Source organism: Rahnella sp. BIGb0603, from assembly GCF_024808755.1.
GTDB lineage: Bacteria > Pseudomonadota > Gammaproteobacteria > Enterobacterales > Enterobacteriaceae > Rahnella > Rahnella contaminans.
In genome coordinates, this window is the sequence record NZ_JANUEX010000004.1 from 332,510 (window position 1) to 344,477 (window position 11,968).

Annotated in this window: 7 protein-coding genes; 4 read left to right on the forward strand and 3 right to left on the reverse strand. The window is 53.4% G+C overall.

Translation table 11 applies throughout. The features are described 5' to 3' along the window. Window positions 1-13: 13 nt before the first annotated feature. Together M2403_RS12905 and M2403_RS12910 are read right to left on the reverse strand one after the other, a co-directional pair. Complete coding sequence (locus M2403_RS12905; RefSeq protein ID WP_152325154.1) at window positions 14-778, reverse strand: outer membrane protein OmpK; 765 nt, start codon at window positions 776-778, stop codon at window positions 14-16. A gap of 409 nt (window positions 779-1,187) precedes the next feature. Further along, the gene (locus M2403_RS12910) at window positions 1,188-1,955 is read right to left on the reverse strand and encodes a DedA family protein (RefSeq protein ID WP_152325155.1); all 768 of its coding nucleotides are present in this window, start codon (window positions 1,953-1,955) and stop codon (window positions 1,188-1,190) included. Between the two features lie 243 nt (window positions 1,956-2,198). On the opposite strand from M2403_RS12910, the gene M2403_RS12915 reads away from it, so the two are divergent. The 3 genes from M2403_RS12915 (at window position 2,199) to rluA (ending at window position 8,494) form a co-directional block, all read left to right on the forward strand. Continuing rightward, a complete protein-coding gene (locus tag M2403_RS12915) occupies window positions 2,199-4,604 on the forward strand; it encodes a DNA polymerase II (protein ID WP_152325363.1) in 2,406 nt (801 codons plus the stop codon). Window positions 4,605-4,827: 223 nt separating this feature from the next. Beyond that, the gene (gene rapA / locus M2403_RS12920) at window positions 4,828-7,725 is read left to right on the forward strand and encodes an RNA polymerase-associated protein RapA (protein ID WP_152325156.1); all 2,898 of its coding nucleotides are present in this window, start codon (window positions 4,828-4,830) and stop codon (window positions 7,723-7,725) included. Between the two features lie 67 nt (window positions 7,726-7,792). Then, window positions 7,793-8,494 carry a bifunctional tRNA pseudouridine(32) synthase/23S rRNA pseudouridine(746) synthase RluA gene (rluA, locus tag M2403_RS12925; RefSeq protein ID WP_217153863.1) on the forward strand — a complete coding sequence of 234 codons (702 nt, stop codon included), beginning with the start codon at window positions 7,793-7,795 and terminating at the stop codon, window positions 8,492-8,494. A 62-nt stretch (window positions 8,495-8,556) separates the two neighbouring features. On the opposite strand, the gene djlA is transcribed toward rluA, so the two are convergent. After that, window positions 8,557-9,378 carry a co-chaperone DjlA gene (djlA, locus tag M2403_RS12930; protein ID WP_152325158.1) on the reverse strand — a complete coding sequence of 274 codons (822 nt, stop codon included), beginning with the start codon at window positions 9,376-9,378 and terminating at the stop codon, window positions 8,557-8,559. A gap of 181 nt (window positions 9,379-9,559) precedes the next feature. On the opposite strand from djlA, the gene lptD reads away from it, so the two are divergent. Next, complete coding sequence (gene lptD, locus M2403_RS12935) at window positions 9,560-11,935, forward strand: LPS assembly protein LptD (RefSeq protein ID WP_208950020.1); 2,376 nt, start codon at window positions 9,560-9,562, stop codon at window positions 11,933-11,935. Window positions 11,936-11,968: the final 33 nt, after the last annotated feature.

Genomic DNA, 11,968 nt, shown 5'->3' on the forward strand with positions numbered 1-11,968 from the left:
CGATGCGAGCAGATCAGAAGTTATATTTTATGGAGTAGATAATTCCGTCCTGGAGGAAACTTTCACCCAATTTATTATCCGCATAGCGATACTGTAATCCGACCGTAAGGCTGGGATTGGGCTTCCACCAGAAACCCGCGCCGCCGTTGACGCCTTCTTTTCCGCCGTTACCGGCAGCATATTGGTCGGCGCGGTCAAACTCATATTCCGTCCAGTTGGTCAGGCTGAAATTCTCGCCCCACGCGGTAAAGTCATATCCGGCGGCCCAGCCAAATACATAGCCATTATCGCCGGTGTAATACGTCTGATCGGTATAACGTTTGGCGATAAAAGGCTTATACCAGAAGTTACCCGCTTTAATGTTGTAACCTATTCCGTATAACGCCATGACATCATGGAAATGTACGCCGAGCGGCGCGCTGTAGGTGCCATATAAATGGCCGTAAAGATTAAAACCTGAATGACCCAGATAGAACCGGTTGGTGCTTTTGAAGGTATAACGCTGTTCATCTCCCGGCTGGTCATGCTCTTTATTCAGCGGATTTTCCAGATCGAAGAAGCCGTAAGTTTCGCCCCAGGTAAATCCCGCACCGCCTTCCAGTTCAAGATAGAAAAAGTCATCTTTATGCGATTTCATTCCGGTCCGGTGCGTGGTGTTTTGTGTCCAGTCCAGATAATGCAAACCGGTATCGAAGAAGCCCCATAAATATTCAGCCTGAGCGCCAGGCGCTAAAAATGTTAATGCCAGAGGTAATGTATATTTAATTAATTTCTTCATCGCGCTAAATTCCCTTAGCCAGAAATGCACATTCCAGAAAGATGTGCATATAAGATTCAAATGTCAGAGCGCTGGGAGTATTCACGATGAGTAAAGGGCTAAACCAATATTGATTTGGCGGGGCATTTATAGCTTTTACCTATAAATAGCCAAAAGAGGATTTTTATCTATACAAAACAAATAATTATAAAATATCGCAAAGCAGCAAAACCGAAAGGGGAAATAAACTATCGGTCAGATATGAGAGTGAGTTCAAATTCAGAAAATAAAGTCAATATTAAACAGTAAGGCGAGGCGTTTACGGGGACACGTTATCACGAACAATTAGCAGACGATATTATTTTCACGCAAACCGAAATAATGCGGCAATATCCTGCACAAGGCTTTTTGCAAGATATTGCCGTTCCTGTCAGCGGGTAATCACTTTCCACAATAAATGACCATAAACCGGCATCATCGGCTGTTTACTGAGCATCACGATGCTCACCGCCGTCGCGACCAGACTCAGCACACAAACCACGCGCAGGCGCGGCAGCGGTAACCATTTTGTCATCGCGTCCGGCGCGGCTTTTCCAGCACGGAACCAGCGCCAGAGAAGCCAGGCGCTCAGCCAGAGAAGCACGAAGGCCGCAAACAGCATCCATTTAAAGACCGCGCTGTTATGGCCGGTCGGAATGTCGATCGCGACGCCGGCCAGAATTCCCGGCAAAAAATAGACTGGCGGCCAGGTGATGCAGCCGATGATATTCGGCGGCGCAAATTTATACGGCGGCAGGTTCAGCATACCGGCAGCCAGCGGCACCAGCGGACGCGTCGGCCCAATGAAGCGGCCAATAATCACCGTCGCAAAGCTGTGGCGATCAAGCGCGTGCCCGGTTTTATCAAGCAATGACTGATAGCGTTGCAGGAATTTCCACTGATGCAGCGGTTCTTTAAAACGCCGCCCGATGAAGTAAGACGCCCAGTCGCCAAAAAAGCAACCAAGCCCGGCGGCCAGCCACGCTTCGTACAAGCCGACCTGACCGCTGCCGATCAGCGTCCCGAGTGTCGCCATCATCACCGTGCCGGGCAGAATCAGCCCGACCAGCGCCAGCGATTCGAAAAAAGCCACCACGGCGACAATAATTAAAGCAAAGCCCACCGACTGAGCGACCAGATGTTGTAAATAGGCTTCCATAAATTCCCAGTAATTGTGACGCAAAAGGCATAGAGCATCAGTACGGATAAATAATGAGACTAGTGTCAGTTTTCTGAACTTTGATTGTAGTAAATACATCAAGCGGCTGAATTGTCAGCGCCTGAAGTATTGCCGTCAACCCAGTAATTGTATGCGTATTTGGCAGAATCCAGAGTCGTGGACAAAGACTGTATAAATAACCATACTCTGTCATTGATTTTTCATTCCGCTTGCGAGGCGCTTATTAACGCACAATCCACTCCTTCCGCCACACGTACCACTGACACGTCACCGCGTCAGGGATTCGTGCTGACCCGCCACTGGCGCGACACGCCGCGTGGCACGGAAGTGGAACTGTGGCTGGCGACTGACAGCGGACCGCAGAAAGTTCGTCTGCCGTTGCAGGAGTCGGTGGCCTTTATTCCGGCGGAACAGCGCGTGCAGGCTGAACGTCTGCTGGCCGATGAAAAAAATGTCAGTTTGCGCGAATTACCGTTGCAGGATTTCCATTCCCGACCGGTTCTCGGCCTGTATTGCCCGCAACACCGGCAGTTAATGCGCATTGAAAAGCTGTTAAAAGAGAACGGCGTCAGGGTCTATGAAGCGGATATCCGCCCGCCGGAACGTTTTCTGATGGAGCGTTACATCACCGCGCCGGTGTGGTTCAGCGGCAAACCGGGGGCGGGCAATCTGCTGCTCGACACGAAGATGAAACCGGCGCAGGAATACCGCCCGCCGCTGAAACTCTGTTCTCTGGATATCGAAACCAGCGGTAACGGCGAGTTGTATTGCATCGGGCTGGAAGGCTGCGGGCAGCGCCACGTTTATATGCTCGGGCCGCCGAACGGTGACCCGGACAGTCAGTTCGATTTCAATCTCGAATACGTCGACAGCCGTCCGCAACTGCTGCAAAAGCTCAACGAGTGGCTGGAAACTTACGATCCGGATGCGATTATCGGCTGGAGTGTCATACAGTTCGATCTGCGCGTTTTACAAAAGCATGCCGACCGCTACAAAATCCCGCTCAAATTCGGGCGCGGCGGCGGTGAGCTGGAATGGCGCGAGCACGGCTTCAAACAGGGGCATTTTTTTGCCGCCGCCGCAGGCCGCCTGATTATCGACGGTATTGAAGCCCTGAAATCCGCCTTCTGGAACTTCAATTCCTTCAGTCTTGAATTCGTCTCGCAAAGTTTATTAGGCGAAGGAAAATCCAGCGATAACCCGTATCAGCGTCTGGCCGAAATCGAACAACGTTTTCGTGAAAACAAACCCGCGCTGGCACGTTACAACCTGAAAGACTGCGAGCTGGTCACGCGCATTTTTGCCAAAACCGAGCTGATGCCGTTTCTTCTTGAACGCGCGTCGGTAACCGGGCTGGCCGCCGACCGCAGCGGCGGTTCAGTCGCCGCCTTTACCCACCTCTATTTACCGCGCATGCACCGCGCAGGATACGTCGCGCCAAATCTGGGCGAGCTGGAAGGTGAAATGAGCCCAGGCGGATTCGTGATGGATTCCCGCCCCGGCTTATACGATTCTGTGCTGGTGCTCGATTATAAAAGTCTGTACCCGTCGATTATCCGTACATTCCTGATCGACCCGGTCGGGCTGGTGGCAGGTCTGCAGCAGCCGGACGATGAACATTCTGTTCCCGGCTACCGCAACGCCCGTTTTTCACGGGAAAAACATTGCCTGCCGGAAATCGTCAGCCAGATCTGGCAGGGGCGCGAAGCCGCGAAAAAACACAATAACAAACCCCTGTCGCAGGCGCTGAAAATCATCATGAACGCCTTTTATGGCGTGCTCGGCTCGAGCGGCTGCCGGTTCTTCGATCCGCGTCTGGCTTCTTCTATTACGCTGCGCGGGCACGACATCATGCGCCAGACCCGCGAGCTGATTGAGGCAGAAGGCTATCAGGTGATTTATGGCGATACGGATTCCACCTTTGTCTGGCTCAATCAGGCGCATTCACAGGAAGACGCCAATGTGATTGGCCGCCGTCTGGTGGAGCAGGTGAACACCTGGTGGAAAAAGCATTTGCAGCAGGAATACGGGCTGGAAAGCGCGCTGGAGCTGGAATTCGAAACGCATTATCAACGCTTTCTGATGCCGACGATCCGCGGTTCTGAAACCGGCAGTAAAAAGCGTTATGCCGGGCTGGTGAAAGACGCCGACGGCGAACATATCGTTTATAAGGGGCTGGAAACGGTGCGTACCGACTGGACGCCGCTGGCGCAGGAGTTTCAGCAGGAGCTGTATCAGCGGATTTTCCATCAGCAACCCTATCAGGATTATGTCCGCGATTATGTGGCACGCACGCTCAACGGCGAGCTGGACGACAAGCTGGTGTACCGTAAACGCCTGCGCCGGAAGCTCAGTGATTATGAGAAAAATGTGCCGCCGCATGTGCGCGCCGCCCGGCTGGCGGATGAGTATAATGTGCAGCATGGTCGCGCAAAGCAGTACCAGAACGGCGGGTGGATAAGCTACGTGATGACCACCTCCGGGCCGGAGCCGTTGGAGAACCGCCAGTCACCGGTCGATTACGACCACTACATCGAACGCCAGCTGGAACCGGTGGCCGATGGCATTTTGCCTTTCCTTCATGACGATTTTGCTACACTCATTACAGGTCAGATGGGGTTATTTTAAGCAAAAGAAGGCGCTGCGGATGTGATTCTAAGGTGACGAATCGCTTACCTTCCATTACCATAGCGCCCTTTCCCATTTCTGAATCATCCTCACACAGTGAATCACTTCCCGCCTGCTGACGGGAAAAGAAAACTATTGCCCAAGCATTATCAGAGGCATGGCGAGCAATGCGCAGTCGCTGCCGCAGTTGTCGTACACAGAGCAAATAACACAGAGAGAGATTATGCCGTTTACATTGGGTCAACGCTGGATAAGCGATACGGAAAGCGAATTAGGATTAGGAACCGTGGTCGCGCTGGATGTGCGCATGGTTACCCTGCTTTTCCCCGCCACCGGTGAAAACCGTTTGTATGCCCGAAATGATTCCCCGATCACCCGCGTGATGTTTAATCCCGGTGATACCATCAGTTGCCACGAAGGCTGGCAGCTGCAAGTCGAAGAAGTCATTGAAGACAAAGGCCTGCTGACCTATATCGGTACCCGTCTGGATACGGAAGAAACCGGCGTTGCCATGCGTGAAGTGCTGCTCGACAGCAAACTGACATTCAGCAAACCTCAGGATCGCCTGTTCGCCGGTCAGATTGACCGTATGGATCGTTTTGCCCTGCGTTTTCGCGCACGTAAATATCAGCGCGAGCAGTTCCGTCTGGAGTTCGGCGGCCTGCGCGGTATGCGCGCTAGTCTGATCCCGCACCAGCTGCACATCGCTTACGAAGTCGGCCAGCGTCATGCGCCGCGCGTTTTACTGGCCGATGAAGTCGGTCTGGGTAAAACCATCGAAGCCGGCATGATTATTCATCAGCAATTGCTGTCCGGCCGTGCCGAACGCGTGCTGATCGTGGTGCCTGAAACCCTGCAACATCAGTGGCTGGTGGAAATGCTGCGCCGCTTTAACCTGCGTTTCTCTCTGTTTGATGATGACCGCTATGCCGAATCCGTGCATGAAGCAACGAACCCGTTTGAAACCGAACAGCTGGTTATCTGTTCTCTTGATTTCGTGCGCCGCAATAAGTCCCGCCTCGAGCAGTTGTCAGATGCCTCCTGGGACATGCTGGTGGTCGACGAAGCGCACCATCTGGTGTGGAGCGAAGACGCGCCGAGCCGTGAATATCAGGTAATCGAGCAGCTTTCCCAGCAAATCCCGAGCGTCCTGTTACTGACAGCCACGCCGGAGCAACTGGGCCAGGAAAGCCACTTTGCGCGTCTGCGCCTGCTGGATCCGGATCGTTTCCACGATTACGAAGAATTCATTGAAGAACAGCAGCAATATCAGCCGGTCGCGGATGCCGTGACGCTGCTGCTCAATAAAGAGCCGCTGACGCCGGAAGCGCTGGCCTTGCTGGGCGAAAGCGTTGGCAATACTGACACCGACGCGCTGCTGACCGCCGCCAATAAAGGTGACGAAGCTGCCGCTAAACAGCTGGTTTCCATGCTGATGGATCGCCACGGCACCAGCCGCGTGCTGTTCCGTAACACCCGTAACGGCGTAAAAGGTTTCCCGGAGCGCCATCTGCATTCGGTGAAACTGCCGCTGCCGACGCAGTATCAGACCGCGATTAAAGTCTCGGGCATTATGGGCGCGAAGAAAACCGCCGAAGCCCGTGCGCACGACATGCTGTATCCGGAGCAGATTTATCAGGAGTTCGAAGGCGAAAACGCCACCTGGTGGAACTTCGATCCGCGGGTGGAATGGCTGCTCGGTTATCTGACCGCCAACCGTGACGAAAAAGTGCTGGTGATTTGCGCCAAAGCCGCCACCGCGCTGCAACTGGAACAGGTTCTGCGTGAACGCGAAGCGATCCGCGCCGCCGTATTCCACGAAGGTTTGTCGATCATCGAACGTGACCGTGCCGCCGCGTACTTCGCTTCGCAGGAAGAAGGCGCCCAGGTTCTGCTGTGTTCAGAAATCGGCTCCGAAGGCCGTAACTTCCAGTTCGCCAGCAAAATGGTGATGTTCGATCTGCCGTTCAACCCGGATCTGCTGGAGCAGCGTATTGGCCGTCTGGACCGTATCGGCCAGCAAAACAATATCGATATCATGGTGCCTTACCTTGAGCAAACCGCGCAGTCGGTGCTGGTTCGCTGGTTCCATGAAGGTCTGGATGCGTTCGAACATACCTGCCCGACCGGCCGGACGATTTATGACAGCGCTTACGATCAGCTGATTACGTTCCTCGCCACACCGGCTGAGCAGGAAGGTCTGGACGATTTTATTCTCAAATGCCGCGCGGAACATGACGCGCTGAAAGAGAAGCTGGAAAATGGCCGCGACCGTCTGCTGGAGATGCATTCCAACGGCGGCGAACGTGCGCAGCAACTGGCGAAAGAAATTGGCGAGCAGGATAACGACGTCAATCTGGTGAATTTCGCACTGAATCTGTTCGATATCGTTGGTATTAATCAGGAAGATCGCAGCGACAATTTGATCGTGCTGACACCGTCCGATCACATGCTGGTGCCGGATTTCCCCGGCCTGCCGGAAGACGGTTGTACCGTGACTTTCGATCGTGAACAGGCGCTGTCGCGTGAAGATGCGCAGTTTATCAGCTGGGAACATCCGATCGTGCGTAACGGTCTGGATCTGATCCTGTCCGGCGATACCGGCAGCTGTGCGGTGTCGATTCTGAAAAACAAAGCGCTGCCGGTCGGTACGTTGCTGGCAGAGCTGGTTTACGTGGTGGAATGTCAGGCGCCGAAACATCTGCAACTGACCCGTTTCCTGCCACCGACGCCGGTACGTATGCTGATGGACAGAAAAGGCACCAATCTGGCGGCTCAGGTGGAATTCGAAAGCTTTAACCGTCAGCTGAACGCGATTAACCGTCACAACTCCAGCAAGCTGGTGAATGCGGTGCAGCAGGACGTTCACGCCATGCTGCAACAGGCTGAAGCGGAAATTGCTGAGCAGGCGCGTGCGCTGATTGAAGCGGCGAAAGTTGAAGCGGACGAGCAACTGACGAAAGAACTGGATCGTCTGAAAGCGCTGAAAGAAGTGAACCCGAACATTCGCGATGACGAACTGGAATCGGTAGACTCAAACCGCAAGCAGGTACTGGCCAATCTGAACGATGCCAGCTGGCGTCTGGATGCGATCCGTCTGGTGGTCGTCAGCCACCAGTAAGCCCGACGGGATGCAGCCGGTCTGCATCCCTTCTTTTATTTCACCCTGAATGCAGACTGAAACCGCTATGAGCGAACATCAACCGACAATCCCTGAGCCTTCCAAAACCCGGCCGCTGGAGAATTACAATCCGCCGACCGATCCCTGGTTACGGGTGATTTTTCAGGATGAACACATCATGGTGGTGAATAAGCCAAGCGGGTTGCTTTCGGTGCCGGGGAAATTAGCCGAGCATCAGGACAGCCTGATGACGCGCATTCAGCAGCAATATCCCCAAGCGGAATCGGTGCATCGTCTGGATATGTCGACCAGCGGCGTGATTGTGGTGGCGCTGACCAAAGAAGCCGAACGCGAGCTGAAACGTCAGTTCCGCGAGCGTGAAACCAAGAAAGTGTATATCGCGCGGGTCTGGGGACGGGTCGAAGAAGATTACGGCATTATTGATTTACCGCTGATTTGCGATTATCCCAACCGGCCAAAACAGAAAGTTTGCCATGAGACCGGGAAGAAAGCGCTGACGCAATACGAAGTGATGTCCTGGGATGAAGACGGCACGACGCGCGTCAAACTCCGGCCGATTACCGGACGTTCACATCAGCTGCGCGTGCATTTACTGGCGCTCGGGCATCCGATTCTGGGCGATAAGTTTTACGCACATCCGCAGGCGCTGGCCGCCGCTGACCGCCTGCAACTGCATGCGCAGGAGCTGTCGTTTTACCATCCGATCACTGACGCGCCGCTGGTATTCAACTGCGAGCCGGATTTTTAAGTTTCCGGAAGACACAAAAAAGGCGCTGAATTCAGCGCCTTTTACTTTTGCGTCGGAGAAGATTACTTAAAACCTTTCTCTCTTTTGATCAGGTCATACGCGGCCTGAATCGACTGCGCTTTCTCTTTCGCCATTTCCATCATTTCCGGCGGCAAACCTTTTGCGACCAGCTTGTCCGGATGATGTTCGCCCATCAGCTTGCGGTACGCACGTTTGATTGTGGTTGCATCGTCCGTGGCATTCACGCCCAGCACTTTACAGGCATCGGCCAGCGTCGGGCCTTGCTGTGTCTGGTGATAACCGCCGCGATAAGAGTGACCGCCCTGCTGATTTGCGCCGAACTGTTGCCCACCTTCCATCATGCGCAGGAACTGATCGAACTGCATGCGGGAGATCCCGAGCTCTTCCGCAATCACATACAGCACTTCGCGCTCGTTCGGATGCAAAGAACCGTCGGCATACGCCGCCTGGATCTGGATTTCCAGAAAAGTCCGGATCAGATCAAAGCGGCCGAAACATGCAGTGCGCAATGCCCGCATTTTTTCCCGCAACGGGTAATTCGCATCTTTCCCGTCGCGGAAGGCACGCTGGGCGGCTTCACGCTGCTCACCGTGCAACTGCATACGTTCCATGTAAAGACTGGCAATTTGTATATCCGCCTCGGTCACTCTGCCTTTTGATTTAGTCAGATTCCCCATCACTTCAAATGTGGTGCGGAAAAAGAGAGTTTGACGTGTCTGTTGATCGGCGAAATATCCCCGGCGTTTCGCAGAACGCGCAGTATCAAACATATGCCCTATCAACACCCCTGAAACAATTCCCCAGAAGCCTAAACCTGACCATAAGCCCAGGATAAGTCCGAGCAGTTTTCCCCAATACTGCATATACTCCTCAATTCGCCATGCCGTCGCTTAAAAATTGCTTTATCATAACCGGCATTTATCGTTGTGCCTAACGGCGGCAACGTAACAGGTTGGATTTAACACTAGCGCAACCATGATGAGTGAGATAGTCTCTGACCGTTTGCCGGCATGATGCCTCTGATGACGGAACACCATTTTACGTATGAAAAACAGACGTCTGAAAACACGCTTACCCACAGTGCTGGCTGCCACAATCTGGTCAGTATTGTACAGTCACGGCGCAATGGCCGACCTCGCGCAACAATGTATGCTCGGCGTTCCGACCTATGACAAACCTTTGGTGCAGGGTGATCCTAATTCACTGCCTGTGACCATCAATGCCGACAAGGCCACCGGAAATTATCCTGACAGCGCGCTTTTCAGCGGCAACGTTAATATCGTTCAGGGTAACAGTACGCTCGATGCCGATCATGTTCAGCTCAACCAAATTGCCAATCCCAATCAGCCCACTCCGACCCGTACCGCCACGGCGACCGGGAACGTGCGTTATAACGATAACCAGATCAAGCTGAACGGGCCGAAAGGCTTTGCAAACCTGACCACCAAAGATACCGATGTCCAGAATGGCGATTACCAGATGGTAGGCCGTCAGGGCCGCGGTAATGCTGACAAGATGAAGCAGCGTGACAACAACCGCTACACCATCATGGATAACGGCACATTCACGACCTGTCTGCCTGGCGATAACAGCTGGAGCGTGGTGGGTTCAGAAGTGATTCAGGACCGCCAGGAAGAAGTGGCTGAAATCTGGAATGCCCGTTTCCATATCGGCCCGGTTCCGGTGTTCTACAGCCCGTACATGCAGTTGCCGATCGGTGACAAACGCCGTTCGGGCTTCCTTATTCCGAACGCCAAATACAGCAGCAGTAACGGCTTTGGCCTGACGGTTCCCTGGTACTGGAACATCGCGCCAAATTACGATGCCACGATCACGCCGAACTACATGAGCAACCGTGGTCTGCAATTGCAGAACGAATTCCGCTATCTGACCGTGGCCGGTGCAGGTCTGATGGAGTTCGATTATCTGGGCGACGATAAGAAAATCGATCAGCAGTACGTGGATGATGAGAACCGGACCAGCGATAAGACTAAGCGCTGGATGTACTACTGGCGTCATGCCGGCGTATACGATCAGGTTTGGCGCTTCAATGTCGACTACACCAAGGTCAGTGACCCGTACTACTTCACCGATTTCGATTCGAAATACGGTTCAAGCACTGACGGCTATTCCACGCAAAAATTCAGCGTAGGTTATGCCAACCAAAACTGGGATGTGACGCTGGCCAGCAAGCAGTTCCAGGTGTTTTCGGATTACGGTAACAGCAATGCTTACCGCGCCCAGCCACAGCTGGACATCAACTATTACAAAAACGATGTGGGCCCTTTCGACCTGCATCTTTATGGTCAGGCGGCGAAATTCACCAGCGTTAACCCTGACAACCCGGAAGCGGTGCGTACTCACTTCGAACCGACCCTGAGCCTGCCGCTGAGTAACGCCTGGGGAAGTCTGGATAACGAAGTTAAGCTGATGGCGACCCACTATCAGCAGGATATTCCGGATGCGTATTACGATGCGAACCCGGACACCAAACTTCGTTCTTCAGTAAACCGCGTTATGCCTGAGTTCAAAACCGACGGCAAAATGGTCTTCGACCGGACGATGGACTGGGACAGTGATTACACCCAGACTCTTGAACCGCGCGCACAGTATTTGTACATTCCGTATCGTAACCAGAGCGGGATTAATACCTATGACTCGACGCTGTTACAGTCCGACTATACCGGCCTGTTCCGCGATAAGAGCTACAGCGGCCTGGACCGTATTGCTTCGGCAAACCAGGTGGCAACTGGTTTAACAACCCGTATTTACGACGAAAATCTGGAAGAGCGCTTCAATGCGTCTGCCGGTCAGATTTACTACTTCCAGCCACCGCGCACAGGCGACGTGAACAGTGCTCTGGATAAAAGTGATGACAGAGGCAGCCTGGTTTGGGCTGGTGACAGCTATTACAAAATCAATGACTTCTGGGGCGTTCGTGGTGGCGTGCAGTACGACACCCGTTTAGATGCACTGGCGTTGGGCGATGCCGTTCTGGAATACCGCGCTGACTCAGAAAGAATGGTTCAGTTGAGCTACCGTTATGCCAGCCCGGAATATATTCAGGCGACACTGCCAAGCGTGACCAACCCGGGATATCAGGATGGTATTTCTCAGGTGGGCGGGATCGCCAGCTGGCCGATTGCTGACCGCTGGGCGGTTGTTGCGGCCTATTATTACGACACCAAAGCACAGCAATCTGCCGATCAGCTGATTGGTTTGCAGTACAACACTTGCTGCTGGGCCATCAACGTGGGCTACGAACGTAAGATCACCAACTACGATACTGTTAAGTCCGAAAGCAAGTATGACAATAAGATTGGATTCAACATTGAACTTAGAGGCCTGGGGAACAATCAAACCCTCGGAACGAAAGAAATGTTGGCCAGCGGCATACTGCCTTATCAACGCGCTTTCTAAGCCGATACCACGATTGATGAGTTAAGACTCTAC

What these genes read in the sequence shown, in the direction of transcription:
- djlA (WP_152325158.1), bottom strand. Translation starts at nt 9,378, where the DNA reads ATGCAGTATTGGGGAAAACTGCTCGGACTTATCCTGGGCTTATGGTCA.
- M2403_RS12910 (WP_152325155.1), bottom strand. Translation starts at nt 1,955, where the DNA reads ATGGAAGCCTATTTACAACATCTGGTCGCTCAGTCGGTGGGCTTTGCT.
- lptD (WP_208950020.1), top strand. Translation starts at nt 9,560, where the DNA reads ATGAAAAACAGACGTCTGAAAACACGCTTACCCACAGTGCTGGCTGCC.
- rluA (WP_217153863.1), top strand. Translation starts at nt 7,793, where the DNA reads ATGAGCGAACATCAACCGACAATCCCTGAGCCTTCCAAAACCCGGCCG.
- M2403_RS12905 (WP_152325154.1), bottom strand. Translation starts at nt 778, where the DNA reads ATGAAGAAATTAATTAAATATACATTACCTCTGGCATTAACATTTTTA.
- rapA (WP_152325156.1), top strand. Translation starts at nt 4,828, where the DNA reads ATGCCGTTTACATTGGGTCAACGCTGGATAAGCGATACGGAAAGCGAA.